Raw genomic sequence first — 23,324 nt, forward strand, 5'->3', positions numbered from 1 at the left:
ATCGGACGGAAATCGTCTGAAAATCTCTCGGAGCGGCCCCGGGGCCCGCTGACGGGGCCACGGCGCGCGGGCGAGGAAGCGCCGCTGCGCGGTCGGTCTGACCGAACCGCTCGGCACACCTCCGCTCCCCACCCGGCACCTGCCGCCGGCCGGAGGGGAAGGCCTGCCCGGCGCTCCGCCGGAATCACTTTCCCTCGGAGACGACTACTCGAATGGGACATACGCGTGGCCCGTACCTCTGAATCCGGCCCAGCCCTCCGACACGATCGTGCGGTCGTCTACGCACTGGCGTACTCGGGCGTCATCGTCGCGTTCGTGTACACCCTCATGGTGCCGCTGCTGCCCACACTCCCGTCGCTGTTGCGGACCTCCGCCTCGGACGCCTCGTGGGTCATCACCGCCACCCTGCTCACCGGGGCCGTCTCCACCCCGATCGCGGGCCGCCTCGGCGACCTGTACGGCAAGAGACGCGTCCTTCTGGGCAGCCTGGGGCTGCTGGTCGCCGGGTCGCTGATCGCTCTGCTCGACGCATCGCTGGTCCCGGTGATGGCCGGCAGGGCCTTGCAGGGCTGTTCCCTGGGCGTCATCCCGCTGGGCATCAGCGTCATGCGCGATGCACTGCCCGCCGAGCGGCTGGGGTCGGGGACGGCACTGATGAGCACTTCCCTGGGCGTCGGCGCCTCGTTCGGCCTGCCCGCCTCCTCCGCGATCGTCCAATACCTCGACTGGCGCGCCCTGTTCGTGTTCTCGGGCTGCCTCGGCGCCGTGGCGATCGTGCTGGTCCGGCGTTTCGTACCCGCGTCGTCCGATCACCGCTCCGGGCGATTCGACCTGCCCGGCGCGGTCGGGCTGACAGCGGGTCTGGTGTGCCTGCTCCTCGCCGTCTCGAAGGGGGACGACTGGGGGTGGGGCAGCGTGGTCACACTCGGACTCTTCGTCGCCGCCGTCCTCCTCCTCGTCGGCTGGAGCGTCCTGGAGCTGCGGACCGCCGAGCCCCTGGTGGACCTGCGCACCAACGCGAACTCTCAGGTCCTGCTCACCAACATCGCTTCGGTCATGGTCGGTTTCCTTCTCTTCGCGCAGTCTCTGGTGTCTCCTCAGCTCCTGCAGTTGCCTGAGGCGACCGGCTACGGACTGGGTCTGTCGGTGGTCGCCGCCGGACTGTGCATGATCCCGTCGGGCATCGTCATGATGGCCGCGTCCACGGCGGGTGCCCGCCTCTCGGCGGCCCGCGGCCCGAAGGCCTCGCTCGTCTGCGGATCAGCGGTCGCCACCTGCGGCTACGCCATCGGCATCGGGCTGATGGACAACGTCTGGCAGGTCATTCTGGCCACCACCGTGATCGCCAGTGGCATCTCGCTCGCGTACGCCGCGATGCCCGTGCTCATCATGGAGACCGTGCCGCCGTCCGAGACGGCCGGAGCGAACGGCGTCAACGCGCTGATGCGGGCGATCGGCACGTCGACGTCCAGTGCTGTCATCGGCACTGTGCTCGTCCGGACGAACCAGCCTTTCGGAGACGGCTCGGTCCCGTCCATGACCGGCTTCCGACTCGGGTTCGGCATCGCGGCCGGGGTCGGCGTGGCAGCTGTGGTGACCGCGGCTGCCATTCCGGCCGCCATACGATCCCGACGGCTCACGCGCCGAGAAGCCGCCGCGCCACCGGCCGGCCACGAGATGCGCCAGAGTTCGTAGCCCGCGCACCCCAGCCACGCCGACCGGTGGCCAAGCCCACCGCGCGATCCCTCGAGTGTCCGCCTTCACCGTCCGGAAAGTGAGCCAAGCACATGCCAAGCCCCGATGCCGTAGTCCGTTCGATGTGCGAATGCTGGAACGCCTCGGCCCCCGACCCCGGCCGGATCAGTGAGTTCTTCGCCGAAGACGCCGTCTACCACAACATTCCCGTGGAACCCGCGGTCGGCCGCACAGCCATCCGCGACACCATCGCGGGCTTCCTGACCATGGTGGATCGCATCGAGTTCGAGATTCACCACCAGCTCGCGTCCGGCAACGTCGTCATGAACGAACGCACGGACACGTTTCACGTCGGCGGGCGCGCGACCCCGCTCCGCGTCACGGGTGTCTTTGAGGTCGACAACGGCCTCATCACCGCCTGGCGCGACTACTTCGACATGGCCCAGGGCAGCCGGGCCATGGGACTCTGACCGGCGGTCCGTATCGGTGAGGGCGGGCAACCGGGTCGGGGCGTGTCCAGCATCGGCCGATGTATTTCGGTGAGTACGCCGCTGAGCGGGAGGCCGATGGCCACGGCCTCCATCACTGCCTCGCCCGGTCACTCGCCCGTGCCGATCCCTGGATCGCGCCGCCCACGCTGTCCACCCGCTGTCGGGTCTGCGCCCGACCGGGCCCGCCGCGAAGGAGGACGCGTTCGGGGTGCCCGATCCACGGGGCGCGGAAGCCGCCCGTACGTGATGAGCCCGGCCGACGGCGGATGACGGGCTCGGACAACGTGTGCTCCAGGGCCGGGCGTTGACCGGGGCATGAGTCCTGGAAAGACGCGTGTTGCCGTTCCGCCCCTCGTCCTGGTCGCCTACGGCGGATGGTCGTGACGCCCTCTCGGGCCCGGGCAGCGGAACGGGGTCCGTCAGGCATACGACGGACCCCGCGTGGAGGCGTGACCGAGCCGGGCGGCGGTTGTGACCGCAGGCCGCAGGGCCGACTCGTTGCCCGGTGACCGGCCTTGCTCTCACACCGGCAGGGAGATCCCCGCGGCTCTGCGAGAGGTGTCTCGGCCATCACCCCGTCCGTCGGTTCGACAGACACACCGGACCCGAGCCGTCGCCGACACTCCGGCCGCGAACGCAGCCGGGGGCGCTGCACCCGCTGCCCGGTACTACTTCACCTGCCGCTTACAGTCCGCGATGACCCGGGTCGAGTCGTAGGGACGAATGTTCGTCAGCTTGGTGCCGCCGTCCTTGGCGCATTGCTGCGTGAGGGCGTCCTGCGTCCCGATCCGGTCCTGCCAGACATCCTCCCGCCCGGCGAAGGCGGAGCCGGCGCCCGCGACTTGGAGCCCGAGGAGGGTGAAGGTGACCGCGGACAGCGCCCACCGGGTGCGACGACGACTGGTCACGGTCCTGTTCTTCCTGAAGTCCGGGGTTTCTGCATGAGTGGTCGACTTGTGCATGGGGGGTCCTGACAAGAGAGGCGTCATGTGGGGGTCTGCTCCGTGCCGCAGGAGCAGGCGGTTCGGGAACCTGAAGCGATTCCTGACGTGCGTCAGATTATCTCCCGCCTGATCAATGTCAAGGGCGGGGCTTCAGATCCGGGCCGGCCTCGTGAGGGGTTCGTGGCGTCGCTTGACAGGTGTCAGATTCCAAGTAATCTGACACCTGTCAGGCGCTTCTGTGAAAGGAACTCATGATGACCCCGACGACAATGAAGGCGGCTCGGATCCACCGGCAGGGCTCGCCGGAGGTGCTTGTTCATGAAGACGTGCCGGTCCCCTCGGTCCGTCCGGGTGAGGTACTCGTGCGCAACGAAGCCGCAGGCGTCAACTTCGCCGACATCGAGCGCCGCCGCGCCGGCTACTACCCGGTTCCGGTGACCGAGCTGCCGCACATCCTGGGCGGCGAATACGCGGGGGAGGTCGTCGAGGTGGGCGAGGGGGTCACCGATGTGAGCGTCGGGGACAGGGTCTTCGGGATCGTTCCGACCCAGGCGTCCGGCTGTTACGCCCAGTACGTCGCAGCGTCGGCCGACGACGTGTACCCGCTGCCCGACGACATCGCGTACGTTGACGCGCCCGCGCTGCTGATCCAGGGACTCACGGCCTACTTCCTCGTCCGTGACGGAGTCCGGCTCGACAAGGGCGAGTCCATTCTGGTGCTGGCCGCCGCCGGAGGGGTCGGCTCACTCGCCGTGCAGCTGGCCCGGATCATGGGGGCGGGCCGGATCGTCGGCGCGGCCAGCACACCGGAGAAGCGGCGTCTGGTCCTCGATCTGGGCGCCGACGAAGCCATCGACTACACCCAACCGGGGTGGAGCGCCGACGTGTTGCGTGCCACCGACGGCCGGGGCGTTGACGGGGCGCTGGTCAGCTCCGGCGGTGACTCGGTCAGCGAGACGTTCGCCGCTCTGGCGCCCCGTGCACGCGTGGCGATGTACGGGACGGCGAACGGGGAGATGCCGGCCGTCGACCTGGTCGCCGAGACCGCGGCCGGCCGGCTCCTGATGAACCAGTCGCTGGGCCTGTTCAGCCTGTACTACTACCAGGCCCACGCCCGTGACGAGATGAGGCAGGCACTCCACGAGCTGACCGAACACGTCCGCATGGGACGGCTGCGGCTCGACACCGGTCGCCGAATGCCGCTGTCGGCAGCGGCCGAAGCCCACCGGTTGATCGAGAACCGGCAGACCACGGGCAAGGTGGTCCTGCTGCCGTGGGCGGACTGACCTCCCACCGCCAAGGATGTGGGACGAGGCCATCGGGCGTCTTCAGGGGTGAACTGGCCGTTCGCCAGGGAGATCTGCTCGGTGGCCTGTCCCATGCGCAGGAAGCCGCAGCCGTCACCGGACGCGCGCTGCGGCGTGTGCTGTATGTCTCAGGGGCCGCCGGCGAGGGTGGACCAGAAGTCCCTTAGCAGCGATTGTGAGTGGCCTTGATGACTCCCGACCCCGTGCGAGAACTCACCGCCGCGCAGCACGCCCAGTTGGTTCGGCTGAGCAACGGCACGTCGACGCCGCAGGCACAAGTGCTGCGCTGCCGCATCGTGTTGGCCGCGGCGACCGGGGCGACGCGGGCCGAGGTCGCCCGCAGATTCGGGGTCTCCGCGCAGACGGTGGACAAGTGGCTCAGGCGGTACGCGGTGGAGGGGCTCGCGGGGTTGCGGGATCGCCCCAGGCCAGGGGCGCCGCGCAGGATCGAGGACGCGGCGGTCGCCGAGGTGTTGCACATCACCCGCCACGAGCCGCCACCGTTCGGCGGGAACTGGTCCAAACGCACGCTGGCCCAGCGGGCCGGGGTGTCGGCTTCGACGGTGGCGCGCATCTGGCGTGCCCATGGAATCACGCCGGGTGTCGACGCAAGGCCGGTCGCACCCGTGCCCGGCTACGCTGCGTACAGCGAGCAGCCGCCCATCGTGCCGAGAGCCATCTATACGAACGGGGCACTCTCCGTTCTCGCGCTCCGGAGCACCGCCGGCCCGAAGGCCGTCGCAGGCCTTGTCGCTTCTCCTTCCGGGAGCGGCCCCGCGGAGCCCTCCGAAGGAGCGGGAGGCGGCGCCGGGCATTTCGCCGCCGCTCTCGCCCTCCTTGCCTCCGCGGCCGAACGAGAGCCGACCGTCGGGGGGCGCCCGACTCCCGGGTTCACGGCGTTGCTGCAGCGCTTGGCGATGACCAGGCAGGCGGACACCGAACTGCACGTGATCTGTTACGCGGGCAACCCTGCCGCCTTACTGGCGCTGCACCGCTGGCAGTTCGAGCAGCCCCGGCTGGCCGTACATCTGACACCGACCCGCAAAGCCTGGTTGTGGGTGGTGCAGGACGTGCTGGCCGGGATGGAGCCGCAGGCTCCGGGTTCCGGGGCGCGGGAGGCCCAGGCGGAGATCGAGACGGAGCTGCGCGCGTGGCGGTGCGGGCGTGGAGCCGACCCGTTCATCTGGGAGCGAGCCGACTGGCCCGACCCGGTACCTCGAGCTCCACTTACTTCTGGTCCAGACGTCAAGAGACGGTCAAACAGATCCTCCTAGGCTCCGGCCATGACTTCTGACAACACGTCACCGCACGCACAGAAGACCGGTGCCCCGGCGTCCGAGGCCACAGCGCCCGCCGCACACAGGGAGCCCAACAGGAAAGTGGAACGCCGTACGGTCCTTGCGGCACTCGGCATCGGCGCCGCCGGCCTGGGGCTGGTGGGCGCCGCCTCCCCGTCCCAGGCGAGCGCCGTCCGGTCCGCGCGCGCCAAGACGGCGGCGGGCACACAACCCGCCTGTGTCCTGGCGCCCGAGGTGACGGCGGGGCCGTACTACATCGACGAGGAGCTGATCCGGCGGAACATCGCCGAGGACTGCGAGGGACTGCCGCTGGAGACGCGGATCATCGTCGTGCACGGCACCGAGTGCACCCCCATCCCCGGGGCGGAGGTGGAGGTGTGGATGTGCGACGCGGGTGGCTACTACTCGGGACACCTGGACGTCTCTCCGGACGTTCCGCCGAAGGGCTCGGAACACCTGGAGCCCACCGACTCCTCCAGGTTCCAGCGGGGTATGCAGATCGCCGACCGGCGCGGCGAGGTGCGCTTCCGCTCCATCTACCCGGGCTGGTACTACGGGCGGGCGGTCCACATCCACATCACCGTGCATGTCGACGGGCTGGAAGTGCACACGGGCCAGCTCTACTTCCCCGAGGAGATCAACAAGAAGGTCGCGCTCATGGAGCCGTACGTGCGGCACACCGGGACCAGGCGGATCCCCAACGAGGAGGACATCGGCTACCTCAACTACGGCGGCGAGAAGTCCACCCTGGACGTCCGGCCGTTCCGTCCGCACCGTCCGGAACTCGGCTACCTCGCGTCGATCACGACCGGTGTCATCCCCGGACAGACCCCGCCCGAGCCGACCTTCCCGCCGTCCGCCTGACAGCAGGCAGGGCAAGGGGCCGCCAGCGGTCTTCCCCGGCTGACCGCTCCGGTCTGCGGTGACGCCCGCTCCGCGTCAGGCCGGGCGGGTCCGCCGCATCGGTTTGGACACGCGAGACGAGAACCCCGGTCCGCTCGACGGCCGGGGTTCTCGGCATGCCGGATCCCGCGACCCCGGGCAGCTACGTGAACGAAGTCCCCGTGGTCGGGGCAGCCTGACCAGGGCGGCGCCCGGTACCGGCCGTGCGCCGCACCGGCGTACTCCGTCTCTTCGTGTACCCGGCGCGGTATCAGGCCCCGGACATCCAGGGAGCCCGCGCGTCGGCGCGCAGCTCCCGCTTGAGGATCTTGCCGCTGGCGTTCTTCGGCAATTGGGCGGCGAACTCGATGTGCTTGGGCGACTTGAAGCCGGCCAGGCTCGCTCGGCAGTGGGCGATGAGTTCCTCAGCGGTCGCCGAGGCGCCCTCGCGCAGGACGACGACCGCCGTGACGGCCTCGATCCACTCGGGGTGGGGGAGGCCGAAGACCGCGGTCTCGGCCACTGCCTGGTGCTGGTAGAGGACTTCCTCGACCTCGCGGCTCGCGACATTCTCGCCGCCGCTCTTGATCATGTCCTTCTTCCGGTCGACGACCGTGAGGTAGCCCTCCGAGTCCAGCACGCCGAGGTCGCCGCTGTGGAACCAGCCGTCGGCGAAGGCGTCGTCGGTGCGTTCCGGGTCGTTCCAGTAGCCGAGCATGGCGTGCGGGCTGCGGTGCACGATCTCCCCGATCTCTCCGGGCGGCACCGGCCGGTTGTCGTCGTCGACGACGAGCGTCTCGACGTTCAGCCCGGGGCGGCCGGCAGAGCCGGCCTTGCGGACCTGGTCCTCCGGCTTCAGGATCGTGGCCACCGGTGACATCTCGGTCTGGCCGTAGAAGTTGAACAGCCGGACGCCGGGCAGCCGTTCGCCGATCTCCTTCAGCACCTCCACCGGCATGATCGAGGCGCCGTAGTAGCCCTTGCGCAGCGAGGACAAATCCCGCTTGTCGAAGTCGGGGTGGCGCAGCAGCGCGATCCACACGGTGGGCGGACAGAACAGCTTGGTCGCCCGCTCCTTCTCCACCGTCCGCAGGATCGCCTCGGCGTCCGCCCCCGGCAGCACGATGTTGGTGGCGCCGAGGTAGATGCCCGGCGTGAGGAAGCAGTGCAGTTGGGCGCAGTGGAACAGCGGCAGGGCGTGGATCTCGATGTCGTCCCCGCTCATCTCGCCGTCCACGGCGCAGGTGACGTACTGGGACATCAGGCTCCGCGCGGACAGCATCGCGCCCTTGGGGCGGGACTCGGTGCCGCTGGTGTAGATCAGCTGGGCGAGGTCGTCGTCGGCCACGAAGACGTCCGGCGCAGTGGGGTCGTCGTGCGCCATCCAGTCCTCTACGGACTCCCAGCCCGCCGGCGCCGCCGCCCCGCTGTCGGGGATCACGCCGCGAACCGTGACCGCGGCGGCCAAGTCGGCGTCCTCCAGAGCCTGTTCCGCCACCGGGAGCAGGGCGTCCTCGACGACCAGCCCCGTCGCGCCGGAGTGGCCGAGGACGTAGCCGACCTCGCCCGCCGTCAGCATGAAGTTGACCGGCACGGACACCGCGCCCAGCCGCGCGAGGGCGAAGTAGAGGACCACGTAGGCGTGGTTGTTGTGGCTGAGCAGGGCGACCCGGTCACCCCTGCCGACACCGCGGGCGGCGAGCGCGTTCGCCGTGCGGTTGACGGTCTCGTCCAGTTCGGCGTACGTCTGCCGCAGATCGCGGTAGACGACAGCGGTGCGGTCCGGTACCCGGGCCGTCGAGCGGCTCAGCAGGTCGCCGAGCGAGGCGCTGCGGACCCGTGCGATCCGTTGCGTGAGTTCGTCGTTGAACATGTCGCTCCTGTTGGGCTCTTGTGGGGGTTCGCCCCCAAGGGGCGCGGGGCTGTAGTGGACATGCGGCTACCGCCGCGTGGGCGCGACCAGCCACGACGGCGCCGCGGACGACCGACGGCTCATCGCCGCACTTCCAGCGGAGCGCTCAGCACCGCGGACACGGCGTCGCGGAGTTCGGCGGGGCGGTCGGCGGACCAGTCGGCCGCCCGCCAGGCCACGTGCAGGTCCGGGCGTACGAGCAGGGCGCCCCCCGCGCCGACCTCGCGGGCCTCGGCCCACTCTCCGTGCGGGTCGGTCCACTCGGCGCCGTCGCCGACGACGCGCAGATGGACGGTGGCTTCGAGGCCGGCGACGGCCGCGGCCCAGCCGTCGGCGTGCGCAGGGTCGACGATCAGGGTCAGGCCCCGCGGGGCGACCGTGGCGTGCACCGACTCCCGGACACCGTCCCGGTCGAGCCACACATGGGGGAGGTGGTGGCCGGGGCGGGTGCTGGGCGCGTAGTCACGGAGCGGGTCCTTGGTCACGGGCGGCGGGGTGCCGTCGGGGACCAGCGCGCCCGACTCGTAGTGGTAGCCCAGCTCCACCCCGAGCTGGCTGTAGTTGTCCACGTTGCTCGCCACGGCCTCGGCGACCGCGCGCCGCCTCTCGCCGTCCGGTCCCTCGGCGAGCCAGGAGCGGACCGCCTCCCAGCCCTCCTCCTCGGACTGGTCGGCCCGCAGGCCCAGGGCCGCCGCGATCCGGCCGTGTCCACCGACGTTGGTGAGGGAGTGGCCGACGTTGAACGCGCCGACCGGTCGCCGCTCCGTCTCGTAGCTGTCGAGGAGCGCGTCGGTGGCCTCACCGGACAGGACGGCGTCGAGCTTCCAGGCGAGGTTGTGCACGTCCTGGACCGCGGTGTTGAGTCCGAGTCCTCCGGTCGGCGGGTGCCGGTGGGCCGCGTTGCCCACCAGGAAGACGGGGCCGAGCCGCTGGTGGCGGGCCGTGACGCCCTCGAGCTCCCAGTGGCTGACGGTGTGCACCTCGATGTCCAGATCCGGGATGCCGAGCATCCGGCGGAAGCCGGCGAGGACCGCCTCATGGTCGTGGCGCGCCGGATCGTCGGTGCGGAAGGAGGCGTGCACGGCCCACTCGGCGGAGTCACGTCCCCAGGTGTCGGGGCCCATCGCGCACAGGACGCCTGAGAAGGAGCCGCGGCCGTCCGGGTTCAGGAAGTAGTAGAGCAGCGTCTCGTCGTCCTCGATCCACTGCGACAGGTCGATGGTGGCGTGTGCGGTGACCATGTCGAGCAGCCCGGTGGGGCCGTCCATCTCGATGCCGAGCAGATCCGCGCAGGTGCGTCCGCCGTCCGCCGCGACGACGTACCGGGCGCGCACCTCGTACTGCTCGCCGCTGTCCCGGTCCCGCACGGTGGCCGTCGCCCCTTGCCCGCCGCCGTCCTCGTCCGGGGCGAGGTGGACCAGCTCGTGGTGGAAGCGGATGTTCTCCACCCCGCAGACCTCCTCGGTACGGACCCGCAGCAGCCTGTCGAGACGCATCTGGGGCACGTTGGCGTACCGGCAGGGACTGGCCCGTGCGTAGCGCTCGGCGTCCGGGCCGCCGCCCCAGGCGGGCAGCGACCCGATCAGCTGTCCGGCGGGAGCGTCCCCGGCGAGGGTGGTGTGCCAGGCCACCTGGTGCCAGCGGTCCTCCGGAGGGCAGATGTCGTAGACGGCGTCGGCCACGCCCATCTCGGTGAAGACCTCCATCGTGCGCTGGTTCAGCAGATGCGCGCGGGGCAGCTTCGACGCCTCCCGATGGCGTTCCACCAGCAGGACGTCCACACCTCTGAGGGAGAGCAGGACGGCCGCGCAGAGTCCGGCGGGGCCGCCGCCGACGATCAGGACATCCGGTTCACGGTGGGGGTGACTGCTCATCACGTCGGCTCCTTGCCAAGCGGACTGGTGCGTCTCACAAACCGTAGAGCCGTGGAGAGATTGAATGCAATAGTGAACTCAAAATCGGGCGAAGGATTGAATTCAATCTTGCATCCATCTACGGTGGAGTGCATCCGCCGACCAAGGAAGGACGGGACACCATGACCATGGGGAGCACGGGGAGCATCACAGCCGCCACGCTGTCCTCGGCGACGCTGCACGAGGCGGCGGGCCGGATCGGAGCGCTGCCGTCCGCCATCGGCCCCGCCTTCACTGGAGCGCGGGTCGTGGGCCCGGCCTTCCCGGTCGCGTCCCCGCCGGGCGACAACCTCTGGATCCACCGTGCCGTGTACGCCGCCGAGCCGGGTGACGTGCTCGTCGTGGACGTCGGCGGCGGAACCGAGTTCGGCTACTGGGGCGAGATCCTGAGCACCGCCGCCCTGGCCCAGGACCTGGCCGGCCTCGTCATCAACGGCAGGGTGCGCGACAGGGACGCACTGGCGGATCTCGGTCTGCCGGTGTTCTCCGCCGGGCTGTGCATCCGCGGCACCGGCAAGGACTTCGACGCCACCGGCTCGCTGGGTACGCCGGTGCGCATCGGTGACGTGTTCGTCGAGCGCGGCGACCTGGTGGTCGGCGACGCGGACGGCGTGGTGGTGATCCCGAAGGCGGACGCCGAGGCCGTACGGAAGGCCGGCGCCGAGCGCGATGCCAAGGAGACCGAGCTGATGCGTCGTATCCGCGCGGGGGAGCGGACCCTCGACCTCTACGGCTGGCACTGAGACAGGAGCGACGACCGATGACCGCAACCCGCAGACAGCCGATCGAAGTACCCGGAGTGCACCACGGCGGAGCCCCCTTCCCGCTCGCCGTCCGGATCGACAACCTCCTGGTCTCCAGCGCCGTGCACGGCATGGACCCCGACACCGGGAAGGTCCCCGACGGCCTGGAGGCGCAGACCGCCGGGGTGTTCGCCAACGTCCGCCGGATTCTGGCCTCCGCCGGTGCCGGCACCGGCGACATCGCCAAGGTCACCGTCTTCCTCGGCGAGGGGCAGTCCCGCGAGCCGCTGAACACCCAGTGGCTGGAGATGTTCCCCGACCCGGCGGACCGGCCGGTGCGCCACACCGTGCCCTCTACGCTCCAGCCCCCGCTGCTGATCCAGTGCGAGTTCACCGCCGTACTGCCCACCCGATCCCCCGAGGAGCCCTAGTGATCATCGACAGCCACGCCCACCTGGTGGCGCCCGACTCCTTCTACGGTCTGTGGACCTTCCTGGAGGCGGCCGGCACCTACCACGGGCGGCTCCCCTCCAAGGCCACGGAGGAGGAGCTGCTCACCTCCGCGCGCCGGCAGATCTCGCTGATGGACGAGGTCGGCACCGACATCCAGCTGACCTCGCCGCGTCCGTTCCTGCTGAAGCACTCCGCCCGGTCCGCGCAGACGGTGCACTGGTGGATCGAGGCGAACAACGACGCCATCGCGACCCAGGTCGAGGCCTTCCCCGACCGGCTGCGCGGTGTGTGTGCCCTGCCGCAGGTCGCCGGCGAGCCGATCACCACGGTCTTCGACGAACTGGACCGCAACCTGGAGCGCGGCTTCGTCGGCGTGCTGCTCAACCCCGACCCCAGCGAGGGCGCCGGGACCACACCGGTCATGGGTGACGAGTACTGGTACCCGCTGTACGAGCGGCTGGTCGAGCGTGACGCGCCGGCGCTGCTGCACCCCGCCGCCTGCTACGGCCGCGAGAGCTACAGCGAGCACTTCATCACCGAGGAGAGCCTCGCGATCAACAGCATGATCCGCGCCGGGGTGTTCCGCGATTTCCCCGACCTGAAGATCGTCGTCCCGCACGGCGGCGGCTCGGTCCCCTACCAGCTGGGCCGCTGGATCGCCCACGACCGCGGCATCCTCAGCGACCGTACGGGCGACCGCGAGACCTTCGTGGAGACCCTGAAGCGGTTCTGGTTCGACACCTGCCTCTACACGCAGGAGGCCTTGGAGCTGCTGATCGCCGTGGTCGGCGCGGATCGCGTCCTGTTCGGCACCGAACGGCCCGGCAGCGGCGGCAGTCTGGAGGACCTCAAGCCGGTGATCGAGAAGATCCCGACGCTCTCCGACGACGAGCGGCGCGCGGTGTTCGAGGGCAACGCCCGTCATGTCTACACGCGGCTGAACAGCTGAAGGGATAAGTCTCAGATGGCGAACATCGTTGCCGTGGCAGGCACTTCGCACAGCCCCATGCTCGGCATGGAGCCCGCGAAGATGTGGGCGCTGCGGGCCGAACACGATAAGTCCAACACCGAGTTGTACGACACCGACGGGGTGATCCGTCCCTACGCGGAGATCGCCGAACGTGCGGGAGACCGCTACCTGGACGAACTGGCGCCCGATGTCTGGGACCGTAAGTTCAACCAGGCGCACGCCGACATCAAGCGGCTCGCCGCGGATCTCGTCTCTCTCGACCTGGACGCCGTCGTCATCGTCGGCGACGACCAGGACGAACTCTTCAACCACCGGAACCTGCCCTCCATCGCCGTCTACCACGGCGAGGAGATGACCACCCACCATCCCGTCGAGATGGGCCTGGGCCCCCAGATCATCGAGGTGCAGCGCCACCTCGGCATGGACGGCGAGACCTACCCCGCCGACGCCAAGCTGGGCCGCCACATCATCGAGAGCCTGGTCGACCAGGGCTTCGACATCTCCTCCAGCGACTCCACCGCCCCGGACACCGGCTTCGGGCACGCCTTCGCCTGGGTCGCGGGACGGCTCCTGAAGGGGCACACGATCCCGTCCGTGCCGATCCTCCTCAACACCTACTTCAAGCCCAACCAGCCGACGCCCGCCCGGTGTTACGACCTCGGAGTGGGGCTGCGCAAGGCTGTGGAGGCCCTTCCGGGCGACGCCCGGGTGGCCGTCGTGGCCTCCGGCGGGCTCAGCCACTTCGTGGTGGACGCCGAACTGGACCGCACGCTTCTCGACGCCATGGGCGAGCACGACGCCGCCACCCTGCGATCCCTGCCCGCCCACCGGCTGGACTCGGGAACCTCCGAGATCCGCAACTGGATAACGGTGGCGGGCGCGGGCGGCCACCTGGCCACCAAGTGGGTCGACTACCTGCCCGCCTACCGTACGCCCGCCGGCACCGGCGTCGGCCTGGCCTTCGGACTGTGGGCATGACCGGCCGGGCACATCCAGCCCCGGCCGAGGAGAAGGTGGCGGACGAGCTGGTGGTGCGGCTGGCCGCGCTGGACGCCTGTGCCGTCTCCGACGCGCTCGACAGGCTCGGCCTGCCCGGCGCGGCCCTGGGCCTGACCGCGTTGGCCGCGCCGCGTCGGATCGCCGGACGCGCCGTCACCGTGCACCTGGTCGACGACCGGCCGGGCGCGGCACCCGGCGGGCGCCACCTCGGCACGGCGGCGGTCGACGCGTCGGGGCCCGGTGACGTCATCGTCGTGGCCCACCACGGCAGACGACATGTGGCCGGCTGGGGAGGCGTGCTCTCCGCGGGTGCCAGGCGCAACGGCGTGGAGGGTGTCGTCGTGCACGGCGCCTGCCGGGACGTGGACGAGGCCCGCGAACTCGACCTGCCCCTGTACGCGACGACGGGCGTGCCCGTCACCGCTCGGGGCCGGGTGGTCGAACGCGCCTGGAACGTCCCCGTCGACATCGCCGACGTACCGGTGTACCCCGGCGACCTGGTCATCGCCGACGCCAGCGGTGTCGTCTTCGTCCCGGCCGCACACGCCGAGGAGGTGCTCGCCACCGCCGAGGCGATCGTCACGAAGGAGCGGGCCATGGTCGAACGGGTACGGGCCGGCCATCCGATGGCCGAGGTGATGTCCGCCGACTACGAGACCATGCTGGACGGAGGAGCGCGACGATGACGGAATCGGCGCAGAACCTGGTGAAAGCGCTGAACGACCTCGACACCAGTCATGTCAGCGACGCCCTGGACCGCCTGGGCATCAACGGGCAGTGCCTGGGCGTGCTGCCCCTGGACCGCTCCTTCCGCCTCGCCGGACCGGCTTTCACCGTGCGGTACGTGCCGGTGGGCACCGACCCCGGCACCGTCGGCGACTACATCGACGACCTGGACCCGGGCACCGTCGTCGTCCTGGACAACGCGGGGCGCCTGGACGTCACGGTCTGGGGCGACCTGCTGACCGCCACCGCCGCGCGGCGGGACATCGGCGGCACCGTCATCGACGGCGTCTGCCGCGACTCCGACCGCGCCTTCGAACTCGGTTACCCCGTCTACAGCCGGGGGCGCTGGATGCGCACCGGCAAGGACCGGGTCCGAGTCGACGGCTACCAGGTGCCGGTGAGCATCGGTGGCGTCCGCGTGGAACCGGGCGACCTGCTGCTCGGCGACGCCGACGGCGTCGTGGCCGTCCCGATGTCCAGGGCCGAGGAGGTCATCGCCGCGGCCGAGCGGATCCGCGACGCGGAGAACCGGATCCGGGCCGAGGTGGAACAGGGCACCTCGCTGACGGAGGCCCGCGCCGCGGCGGGCTACCACACGCTCCAGACCCGGGACCGCTCCGGCCACTGACGGCACGCCCCCTGAGAGAGGACTTCCGATGTCCCGCGACACCATCAGGAAACCCGTTCCGGGCAGCGTCCTCGTCTTCGGGGCGACCGGCCGGATCGGCAGGCCACTGACGGAGTTCCTGCACCGGGAGGCACCGCGGATCCGGCTGCGCGTGGCGACCAGCGACCCGGAGCGCGTCGACGGACTCCGCAGCGCCTTCCCGTACGCCGAAGTGGTCCGCGCCGACTACTTCGACCTGCCCTCACTGGAGGTCGCCGTACAGGGGATGGAGGGCGTCTTCGTCATCGCCCCGACCGGGACGGACGAACAGAGCGCCATGACGAACCTGGTCACCGCCCTCAAGGGAGCGGGCACGGCCGTGCACGTCCTGCGCGTCCTCGGCATGCAGCCGGAGGCCAACCCGCGCCGCCTCCCGCAGCACATACGCGACCTGGGGACCGGGCTGCCCACCCAGCACCCCCTCGCCAAGCGGCTCCTCGACGAGAGCGACCTGCCGGTGACGTACCTGAACGTCGGCGCCACCTTCATGGACAACCTCATGCGCACGAAGGACGGTCTGCGCCGCGAGCGCAAGCTGGTCTGGCACGACCGACTCATCCCATGGATCCATCCCGCAGACGTGGCCGAGGTCGCCGGACGCCTGTTCCTCTCCGACAACCACCGGCACATTGGCCAGTTCCACACCCTGAACAACGGCCATGACCTCAAGCGCTACAGCGATGTCGCCGAGCTCATGAGCGAGGTCTTCGGTGAGGAGATCACTCACGACGGTAGCAAGGAGGGCTTTCTGCGGGCGTACGACAGGTTCGGGGTGCGCCCGGCATCGGAACTCTGGGACTTCTTCACCTATGAAGAAGAGAACGAAGTCGTCTGGGCCCGCAACGACTTCGTCGAGCGCACCATCGGGCGCAAGCCGCTCACCCTGCGGGAGTGGCTGAAGGACAACGCGAGCGCACTGCTGCCGTAGCCGGGGCCGGGGAGGTGACGATCCTTATACTGCCTGCAAAATTGGATTCAACCTCCAGGAGTGATCGCGTGACGGCAACCCATCGGCGCACTTTGGTCAAGGAAGGCGCCAGCGCCGAGCGGGCGGTGCGCGAACTGCGGAACCAGATCCTGCAGGGCCGGCTTCTGCCGGGTGAGCAGATCCGGCAGGAGGAGATCGCGGAGCAGCTGCGGATCAGCCGGGTCCCGGTGCGCGAGGCGCTCAGCGTCCTCAGCAGTGAAGGACTGCTGACGCACCGCCCCCACCAGGGGTACTTCGTCACCAAGCGTTCCGCGGAGGAACTCGCCCAGATCGGCCTGATGCTGGGTCTCCTGGAGAACGAGCTGGCGCGCACCGTCGTATGGCCCTCGGACGAGGTGATCGCGGAACTGCGGTCGCTCAACGAGGCGATGGAGCGTCTGGTCGACCAGTCCGAGTGGGTCGAGATGGTGGACCTCAACCACGAGTTCCACCTACGCATCTTCGGTCTCTCCCCACTCCGGCTGGTGCTCGACGAGGTGCGACGGCTGTGGATGCTGGCGGACGCGTTCATCGCGATCGACTACGCGACACGGGAGCACCGGCGGCGGACGGTCGCGCAGCACGAGCGCATCGTCAAGGCGCTGGCCGCCCGCAGCAGGGCCCGGTTCCTGAAGAGCGTCCACGACCACCGCGAGAGCACGGATGTCGGAGCCCGGGCGGGCATGGGGCATCGCAGTACCTGAAACGGCCCGTCGTCCCCTGCGACACGACGGGCCGCACAACCGTAGACAACGGAAGGACACCCGTGATGGAGCAGGAGAAGGTCCTCGTCCTCGACGGGGCACGCACGCCCATAGGGGGTTTCGGGGGCGCGTTCGCCGATGTTCCCGCACACGAACTCGGCGGCGCCGCGGCCCGCGAGGCGCTGACCCGGGCGGGCGTGGCGCCCGGCGAGGTCGACGAGGTCGTCATGGGGTGCATCGGCCAGGTCGGGCCGGACGCGTACAACGCCCGCCGCGTCGCCCTCGCTGCCGGTCTGGACATCGCCACCCCGGCGTACACCGTCAACCGGCTGTGCGGCAGCGGACTGCAGGCCGTCTGGTCGGCGGCGATGCAGATGCGTTGGGGCGGTGTGGACATCGCGCTCGCCGGCGGCGACGAGAACATGAGCCGCATGCCGTTCTACGACTTCGGCGCCCGCTCCGGCTACCGCCTCGGCGACCGCACGCTCCACGACGGCACGGTGCTGATGCTGACCGACCCGTTCCACGGCATCCACATGGGCGTCACCGCGGAGAACGTCGCCGCCAAGTACGGCGTCTCCCGCCGGGACCAGGACGAGTTCGCGGCGCTGTCCCAGCAGCGCGCGGCGTCCGAGGCGGCCCACGCCGCCTTCGCCGAGGAGATCACCCCGGTCGGGACCGGCGGCCGCAAGCCGCGCACGGTGGACACGGACGAACACCCGCGTCCCGGCACCACGGTTGAGACGCTGGCCGGGCTGCGCCCGGCGTTCCAGTCCGGTGGCACGGTGACGGCCGGCAACTCCTCCGGCATCAACGACGCGGGCGCAGCCCTGGTGCTGGCCAGGGAGTCCGTGGCGGCCGAGCGGGACCTGCCCGCGCTGGTGTCACTGGAAGCGGTGGCGACCGCCGCGATGGAGCCCGAACTGATGGGCTACGCGCCGGTGCCCGCGCTGCGCAAGCTGTTCGAGCAGACCGGCACCTCGCCCTCCGACATCGACACCGTCGAGCTGAACGAGGCCTTCGCCGCGCAGGCCGTCGCCGTCATCCGGGACGCCGGGCTCGATCCGGAGAAGGTCAACCCGTACGGCGGCGCCATCGCCCTGGGCCACCCGGTGGGCGCCACCGGGGCGATCCTCACCCTGCGCGTCGCCAAGGACCTGGTCCGCCGCGACCTCGAACTGGGCGTGGTCACCATGTGCATCGGCGGCGGACAGGCCCTCGCGGCCCTGTTCCGCCGCGTGTGACGCTCCCCCCGCACCTCTCAGGAAAGAGTGGGCACCACATGACCGATCCCGTCCGTTGCGACTACGAGGACGGAGTGGCCCGGATCGTTCTCGCCAGGCCGGACCGGGCCAACGCCGTCGACCTGGCGACCGCACGCGCCCTCGGTGCGGCGGTCGACCGGGCGGGCGCGGACGACGTGCGCGCCGTCGTCGTGCTCGGGGAGGGCAGGAGGTTCTGCGCCGGCGGCGACGTGGCGGCGATGGCCGCCGCACCTGACCGGCCCGCGTACCTGGAACAGCTGGCCACGGAGTTCGACGAGGTCCTGCGCAGGCTGGCCGCGCTGCCGAAACCGGTCGTGGCGGGCGTGCGGGGAGCCGCGGCGGGCGCGGGCCTGGCACTGATGCTCAGCTGCGATGTGATCGTGTCGGCCGTCTCGACGAAGTTCGTCATGGCGTACGGGGACATCGGGCTGACGCCCGACTGCGGCGTCTCCTATCTGCTGCCGCGGGCGATAGGCCAGCAGCGCGCGCTCGAACTCGCCCTCACCGGCCGTGTGCTCACCGCGGTGGAGGCCAGGGAGTGGGGGCTGGTCACCGAGGTCGTGGACGAGGCGTCCGTCGACGCGCGGGCCGTCGCGCTCGGCGAACTGCTCGCGGCGGGACCGGCACATGCCCTCGGGGAGACCAGGCGCCTACTGCGCTCCCAGCACCTGACCCGGGAGGAGACGGGCCGGGAGGAGGCCAGGGTGATCTCCGAGGCGGTCGACGGGGACGAGGCCAAGGCCCTGGTCGACGCCTTCGCCGCCCGTGGCCGGAGGGGCGCCGCGGGGAGCCCCGCCCGCTGACATTTCACAGAGTTCCTTGTGCAATGCATCCGATAGACTGCGCGTCAGTGAGCGCTGCAGCCGGTGCAGGACATGAGGAGGGACCGGACCCTGTGAGTGAACCCCAACCCGATGCCGTACCCCTCGGGGAATCTGCCTATCTGCGGATCCGGGCCGACATCATCAGCTGCCGGCTCGCTCCGGGCGCGCGGCTCACCGAGCGGCGGCTCGCCGCCGACACGGGATTCGGGATCTCGCCGGTCCGGGACGCGCTGACCCGCCTCGATCACGAAGGGCTGGTGCGCACGCTGCCGAGGAAGGGGTACCAGGTCAAGCCCCTCACCATCAAGGCGGTCGACGACCTCTTCGACTTCTGGTCCGTCATCGGGCCCGAGGTGGGCCGCCGGGGCGTGGCCGGGGCCACCGCCGCTCAGCTCGACCGGATGATCGCCATCAGCGAGGAGATGGTGGCTCTCGCCAGGGAGCAGGGCCGCACACGCGAGGTGGTCCGGCGCTCGGTCGAGCTCACCGACGAGATGTTCACCGTTTTAGCCGCGGCGACCGACAACGAGTACCTGACCGCCACGGGCGCCCGGCTGTCCGGAGAGCTGTCGCGGGTGTGGACCCTGGTCATCGACTCGGAACTCCTGGACTACGGCGAGCCGCTCATCCACGCGGACAAGTGGAAGGACATCTTCCTGCGCCGGGACGGAGACCGGATCGCGGAGTCCATGCGGCACTACATCGAGCAGGCCCACAACCGGGTCCTGCGCACTCTCGCTCGCTGGCCCTCCGTGATCGCGACCGAGGTCGTGCCGCTCGGCCGGACGTCGGTCGGGAACGACTCTTGACACCGTGATATGTCAGATCTAGTGTCTGGCATATCACAAGGGAAGGGGTGGCTCGTGTACCTCCGTGTGGACCTCCAGGAGGTTCCTCCCCTCGTCGAGGTGCACGAGCCGGAGGACTTCACCTCCTTCAAGGTCGTACTCGTTCCCTCCACGCACACGTGGGTGGAGCCGGAGGCGCTCACGCGCCTGGCGGGACGTGCCCGGGACGACGCCTGGCGGGAGCGGCTCGCGGCGATGACCGCCTACGCGCGGCGTCAGGGGTGGACCGACGGGCAGGGCCGCCTCCGGGCGCACGTCGAAACCGTCGTGGAGCCCGATGAACCGGTCGGGCACCCGGAACGAGACATGCGACCACCTGGTGCCGGGACGGCCTCCTGACGATCGCTCACTCCCCCGCGTCGTCAGGAGGCATTCACCATGGCCGCCGGAGCCTGTCCGCGGCCCTGACACGAGCCGCCGCCGCACTGTTTCCCGCACGTCCACCGGGGCGGCCGGCCAGGAACGGTCTGACATGACGATCGACGCCAACGCCGCGACGCAGACGTACGAAGCCCCGGAGACCATCCGCCGGATGCTCGTGACCACGTGGGCGCTGCTGTACAGCCTGGACGGCTCCCAGCGCCGCGAGTGCGAGTTCCCGATGGACCATCCCGGCCGTACCGACTGGGACTTCATCCCCAAGCCGGACCGTCAGGGGATACCGCTCGCCCGCCTGAACTCTCATCAGCGCACCCTCGTGCACAGCCTCCTGGCGGCCTCGCTGAGCGAACAGGGCTACACGCAGGTGCTGCAGATCATGGCGATGGAGAACATCCTGCGGGAGCGCGAGCAGCAGGTGCTCGGCGCGCCCACGGGCGACTTCCGCAACAGCGACCAGTACTTCCTGGCCTTCTACGGCCGGCCCGGCTTCGAGGACACCTGGGGCTGGCGCTTCCTGGGGCACCACGTCTCGCTGAGCTACACCGTCGTCGGCCAGCGCTGGCTCACCGTCACCCCCTGCAACCTGGGCGCCCAGCCCGCCAGGGCCGGAGTCCTCGCCCCGCTGGCCCCCGAGGAGGACCAGGCGTTCGCCCTGCTGCGTTCGCTCACGCCGGCACAGCGGGAGCGAACGGTCATCCACACGGTGGCACCCGCCGACTACGTCACCCGGCAGGTGCCGTTCATCGGCAAGGTCGAGTACCCCGACCACGAGGACCTGGGCATCCCCTGGTACCGCATCACCGACGAGGACCGTGAGGCCCTGAAGTTCGTCAAGGACGATCCGAAGGGCGTCCGCGGCAGCGAACTCGGCGGCGGGCAGGGCGACGCGCTCATGGCGCTCGTCGAGACCTTCCTGCGCCGCATGCCCGACGAACTGGCCCTCAAGCAGCTCGCCCGGGTCGAGCGGGAGGGCCTGGACAACCTGTACTTCTGCTGGGCCGGGGGACAGGAGCCCGGCACGCCCCACTACTTCCGCATCCAAGGGGCGTCCCTGCTCGTCGAGTTCGACAACGCCATCGACGACGGCAACCACGTCCACTCCATGTGGCGGGACTACCGCAACGACCTCGGCCACGACCTCCTCGCCGACCACTACGAGCGGGAGCGCACCACGGGGCACCACCTGGCCACGCGACTGCGGTCCAGCGTCGCCGACGAGTGAAGGCAGATGCGTGAAGGCGGGCGGGCCAAGGTCCCGGCCCGCCCGCCACGGGATTGCCCCGGATCACGGGTTGACGAGGGTGGACTCCTCGGGCAGCAGGAACGCCCAGCCGCGGGCCAGGAAGTCGCCGACCAGATCCGCGAAGGCCTCGGGCCGGTCCGCCTGGGCGTCGTGCGCCGCCTGGTGGATGAGGACGTAGTTGCAGTTCGGCATGGCGCCCTTGAACGTGCGCCCGTTCTCCGGCGGGATCACCCCGTCGCAGTCCCCGTACACGACGAGCGTGCGCACCTTGCAGTCCGCGAGGCGGGCCACCAGATCCTCGTCACGGTGCGGCAGCGGCCCCAGCAGCCGTCCGACCAGGGGCCACGCGCGGGCCATGACGGCGGGGTCCGGCGGCTGCCAGGCCGGGGCGCGCTCGGGGTGCCGGCGGAACCTGCGGAGCATCTCCTGCGGCGGCATGTCGGGGGAGGGCCGGGTCTCGCCCTCCCGGAAGGTCGCCGGGGCCTCCAGCACCAGGGAGAGCAGCCGCTGAGGGTGTTCCAGCGCGACGAAGGTGGCGACGGCGCCCCCGAAGGAGGTGCCCAGCAGATGGTACGAGTCCAGTCCCAGGGCCGTGGTGATCGCGTCGACGGCCCCGGCCAGCTCGGCGAGCGACTGGTGCCGGTCGTTGGGCTGTTCGCCGAAACCTGGCATCTCGACGAGGATCACCCGGAAGCGCTCGGCGAGCAGATCCAGTGCGAAGGAGAACGCCGGGCCGCCCGCGCCGTGCAGCACGACCAGCGGAACGCCCTCCCCCGACTCGTGGTAGCGGACGGTGAAGCCGTCGGCCTCGACCGCGTGCGCGGTGAAGCCGGTCCCGGGCTCGGTGGTGGTCGCGGTTGTCATCTGCGGCTCCTGTTCGGTCAGACGGAGGCGGGGGCGTCGTCGTGCAGGGCGGGGATCAGTTCCCGGCCGATGAGCTTGATGGAGCGCATGACCTGCTCGTGGTCGAGCGCGCCGCTGGGATCCACGAGGACGAGCTCCACGCGCCCCATCCCGACGTGCCGCTCGACCTCCCGGATCTGTTCGAGCACGGTCTCCGGGCTGCCCAGGAAGGACGGGCCGAACTGAGGTGCCATGGAGGGGTCCAGCGGCGCTCCCTTGGGCGCCCCGGCCATCGCCGCGCCCGCCGTGGCCACCGTGAGGAAGACCTCGAAGTTGTCGGTCGACGCTATTCCGTCGCCCCACGGCCACCGGTCGCCGGTGTCCAGCCGTGCCTGCTCGTCGGTCTCGGCGACGTAGGCGCCCTGCCGGTACAGGATGTTGTCCGCGGTCGGCGTCCAGCCGGCCTCCTCCGCGGCCTCGCGGTACGCGGCCACAAGAGGGACGACCTTCTCGGCCGCCATGAAGCTGAAACCGGCGTCGCAGCGCATCCGTCCGGCGAACCGGGCCGACGCGAGACTGTTGGCGGACAGCAGGATCCTCGGGTGCGGCTTCTGCATCGGCTGGGGGAACAGGGCGATGCTCCGGTAGCGGTAGTACCTGCCCTCCCAGCCGAACGGCTCGGGCTCGGTCAGGGCCCGGATGACCAGTTCGACGGCTTCCTCGAACTGCTCGCGGGACTCCCAGGGGTTGGTGCCGTACGTCATGTACTCGTTCGGCGTGCCGCGCAGCAGGGCGAAGCGCAGCCGGCCCTCCAGCATGTTGTCGAGCGTGGCGTACTGCTCGGCGACCAGGATCGGGTTGTGCAGGGGAAGGTCCGTGCCCATGACACCGATCCTCGCGTCCGGCAGCCGCTCGCCGATCACGGCGGCGAACAGGTGCGGAACGGCGGTGAGTTGTGCCGTGTAGTGGTGCTCGGCCACGTTGAGCTGGTCGAAGCCGGCCTCGTGGGCGGCCTCCATCTGTTCGAAGCCCTGCCGGATGGACTTCGTGCCCTGTTCGCTGTCGTACCACCGGGGCCGCAGGGGCCAGGCCTCCGGTGTTTCGAGCTTGCCGTAGTACTTGACAGGAGAGAAGAGCTCGACCTGCATGCGGGAACTCCTTCGGAGGAGACTTCTGCTGTGGCAGGAAATCCAATCTGAGACATCACAAGCTAGGTTTGAGGTGTCAGCCGCGTCAACAGGTGCGATGC

Annotated in this window: 23 protein-coding genes; 18 read left to right on the forward strand and 5 right to left on the reverse strand. The window is 70.3% G+C overall.

Features of this window, described 5'->3' with window-relative positions; all coding sequences use genetic code 11:
* The first annotated feature begins 225 nt into the window (after positions 1-225).
* Both ABZ928_RS00300 and ABZ928_RS00305 read left to right on the forward strand, forming a co-directional pair.
* Positions 226-1,695, forward strand: coding sequence for an MFS transporter (locus tag ABZ928_RS00300; RefSeq protein WP_361514061.1), 1,470 nt, complete (start codon positions 226-228; stop codon positions 1,693-1,695).
* A gap of 92 nt (positions 1,696-1,787) precedes the next feature.
* The gene (locus tag ABZ928_RS00305; RefSeq protein WP_361514063.1) at positions 1,788-2,165 is read left to right on the forward strand and encodes a limonene-1,2-epoxide hydrolase family protein; all 378 of its coding nucleotides are present in this window, start codon (positions 1,788-1,790) and stop codon (positions 2,163-2,165) included.
* 689 nt (positions 2,166-2,854) lie between these two features.
* Here the strand turns inward: ABZ928_RS00305 and ABZ928_RS00310 are convergent.
* On the reverse strand, positions 2,855-3,094 hold the full coding sequence (locus ABZ928_RS00310; RefSeq protein WP_361514065.1) for a hypothetical protein: 240 nt from the start codon (positions 3,092-3,094) through the stop codon (positions 2,855-2,857).
* Between the two features lie 305 nt (positions 3,095-3,399).
* On the opposite strand from ABZ928_RS00310, the gene ABZ928_RS00315 reads away from it, so the two are divergent.
* The 3 genes from ABZ928_RS00315 to ABZ928_RS00325 all read left to right on the forward strand — a co-directional run bounded on the left by ABZ928_RS00315 (position 3,400) and on the right by ABZ928_RS00325 (position 6,599).
* The gene (locus tag ABZ928_RS00315) at positions 3,400-4,416 is read left to right on the forward strand and encodes a zinc-binding dehydrogenase (RefSeq protein ID WP_361514898.1); all 1,017 of its coding nucleotides are present in this window, start codon (positions 3,400-3,402) and stop codon (positions 4,414-4,416) included.
* A gap of 209 nt (positions 4,417-4,625) precedes the next feature.
* Positions 4,626-5,711 (forward strand): helix-turn-helix domain-containing protein, encoded by a 1,086-nt coding sequence (locus tag ABZ928_RS00320; RefSeq protein ID WP_361514067.1) that lies wholly within the window; start codon positions 4,626-4,628, stop codon positions 5,709-5,711.
* A 9-nt stretch (positions 5,712-5,720) separates the two neighbouring features.
* Positions 5,721-6,599, forward strand: coding sequence for a hypothetical protein (locus tag ABZ928_RS00325; RefSeq protein ID WP_361514068.1), 879 nt, complete (start codon positions 5,721-5,723; stop codon positions 6,597-6,599).
* 289 nt (positions 6,600-6,888) lie between these two features.
* On the opposite strand, the gene ABZ928_RS00330 is transcribed toward ABZ928_RS00325, so the two are convergent.
* The gene (locus ABZ928_RS00330; RefSeq protein WP_361514070.1) at positions 6,889-8,490 is read right to left on the reverse strand and encodes an acyl-CoA synthetase; all 1,602 of its coding nucleotides are present in this window, start codon (positions 8,488-8,490) and stop codon (positions 6,889-6,891) included.
* A gap of 119 nt (positions 8,491-8,609) precedes the next feature.
* Positions 8,610-10,403 (reverse strand): FAD-dependent monooxygenase, encoded by a 1,794-nt coding sequence (locus ABZ928_RS00335; protein WP_361514072.1) that lies wholly within the window; start codon positions 10,401-10,403, stop codon positions 8,610-8,612.
* A 161-nt stretch (positions 10,404-10,564) separates the two neighbouring features.
* On the opposite strand from ABZ928_RS00335, the gene ABZ928_RS00340 reads away from it, so the two are divergent.
* The 13 genes from ABZ928_RS00340 (at position 10,565) to ABZ928_RS00400 (ending at position 21,211) form a co-directional block, all read left to right on the forward strand.
* The gene (locus tag ABZ928_RS00340) at positions 10,565-11,185 is read left to right on the forward strand and encodes an RraA family protein (RefSeq protein WP_361514074.1); all 621 of its coding nucleotides are present in this window, start codon (positions 10,565-10,567) and stop codon (positions 11,183-11,185) included.
* Between the two features lie 17 nt (positions 11,186-11,202).
* Positions 11,203-11,616 carry a RidA family protein gene (locus ABZ928_RS00345; RefSeq protein WP_361514076.1) on the forward strand — a complete coding sequence of 138 codons (414 nt, stop codon included), beginning with the start codon at positions 11,203-11,205 and terminating at the stop codon, positions 11,614-11,616.
* Positions 11,616-12,587, forward strand: a complete 972-nt coding sequence (locus ABZ928_RS00350; RefSeq protein WP_361514078.1) for an amidohydrolase family protein — start codon at positions 11,616-11,618, stop codon at positions 12,585-12,587. Before ABZ928_RS00345 ends, ABZ928_RS00350 begins: the two co-directional genes overlap by 1 nt.
* Before the next feature lie 15 nt (positions 12,588-12,602).
* A complete protein-coding gene (locus ABZ928_RS00355) occupies positions 12,603-13,586 on the forward strand; it encodes a hypothetical protein (protein WP_361514080.1) in 984 nt (327 codons plus the stop codon).
* Positions 13,583-14,293 (forward strand): 4-carboxy-4-hydroxy-2-oxoadipate aldolase/oxaloacetate decarboxylase, encoded by a 711-nt coding sequence (locus tag ABZ928_RS00360; RefSeq protein WP_361514081.1) that lies wholly within the window; start codon positions 13,583-13,585, stop codon positions 14,291-14,293. The genes ABZ928_RS00355 and ABZ928_RS00360 overlap by 4 nt, the downstream gene beginning before the upstream one ends.
* Positions 14,290-14,961 carry an RraA family protein gene (locus tag ABZ928_RS00365; protein WP_361514083.1) on the forward strand — a complete coding sequence of 224 codons (672 nt, stop codon included), beginning with the start codon at positions 14,290-14,292 and terminating at the stop codon, positions 14,959-14,961. Before ABZ928_RS00360 ends, ABZ928_RS00365 begins: the two co-directional genes overlap by 4 nt.
* A 28-nt stretch (positions 14,962-14,989) precedes the next feature.
* Positions 14,990-15,928, forward strand: coding sequence for an NAD(P)H-binding protein (locus tag ABZ928_RS00370; protein WP_361514085.1), 939 nt, complete (start codon positions 14,990-14,992; stop codon positions 15,926-15,928).
* A 68-nt stretch (positions 15,929-15,996) separates the two neighbouring features.
* Positions 15,997-16,671, forward strand: a complete 675-nt coding sequence (locus ABZ928_RS00375; RefSeq protein ID WP_361514087.1) for a GntR family transcriptional regulator — start codon at positions 15,997-15,999, stop codon at positions 16,669-16,671.
* A gap of 65 nt (positions 16,672-16,736) precedes the next feature.
* Entirely contained in the window at positions 16,737-17,915 is a 1,179-nt protein-coding gene (locus ABZ928_RS00380) for a thiolase family protein (RefSeq protein WP_361514089.1), read from the forward strand.
* 38 nt (positions 17,916-17,953) lie between these two features.
* Positions 17,954-18,739 carry an enoyl-CoA hydratase-related protein gene (locus tag ABZ928_RS00385; RefSeq protein WP_361514091.1) on the forward strand — a complete coding sequence of 262 codons (786 nt, stop codon included), beginning with the start codon at positions 17,954-17,956 and terminating at the stop codon, positions 18,737-18,739.
* 92 nt (positions 18,740-18,831) lie between these two features.
* Complete coding sequence (locus ABZ928_RS00390) at positions 18,832-19,569, forward strand: GntR family transcriptional regulator (RefSeq protein ID WP_361514093.1); 738 nt, start codon at positions 18,832-18,834, stop codon at positions 19,567-19,569.
* 54 nt (positions 19,570-19,623) lie between these two features.
* On the forward strand, positions 19,624-19,947 hold the full coding sequence (locus tag ABZ928_RS00395) for a hypothetical protein (RefSeq protein WP_361514095.1): 324 nt from the start codon (positions 19,624-19,626) through the stop codon (positions 19,945-19,947).
* A gap of 133 nt (positions 19,948-20,080) precedes the next feature.
* Positions 20,081-21,211, forward strand: a complete 1,131-nt coding sequence (locus ABZ928_RS00400; RefSeq protein ID WP_361514097.1) for a DUF3500 domain-containing protein — start codon at positions 20,081-20,083, stop codon at positions 21,209-21,211.
* A gap of 63 nt (positions 21,212-21,274) precedes the next feature.
* Here ABZ928_RS00400 and ABZ928_RS00405 read toward each other — a convergent pair whose 3' ends face one another.
* A complete protein-coding gene (locus ABZ928_RS00405; RefSeq protein ID WP_361514098.1) occupies positions 21,275-22,096 on the reverse strand; it encodes an alpha/beta fold hydrolase in 822 nt (273 codons plus the stop codon).
* Positions 22,097-22,113: 17 nt separating this feature from the next.
* Positions 22,114-23,223 (reverse strand): LLM class flavin-dependent oxidoreductase, encoded by a 1,110-nt coding sequence (locus ABZ928_RS00410; RefSeq protein ID WP_361514100.1) that lies wholly within the window; start codon positions 23,221-23,223, stop codon positions 22,114-22,116.
* Positions 23,224-23,324 lie beyond the last annotated feature (101 nt).

The sequence above is a fragment of the Streptomyces sp. NPDC046909 genome (assembly GCF_040644695.1).
Taxonomy (GTDB): domain Bacteria; phylum Actinomycetota; class Actinomycetes; order Streptomycetales; family Streptomycetaceae; genus Streptomyces.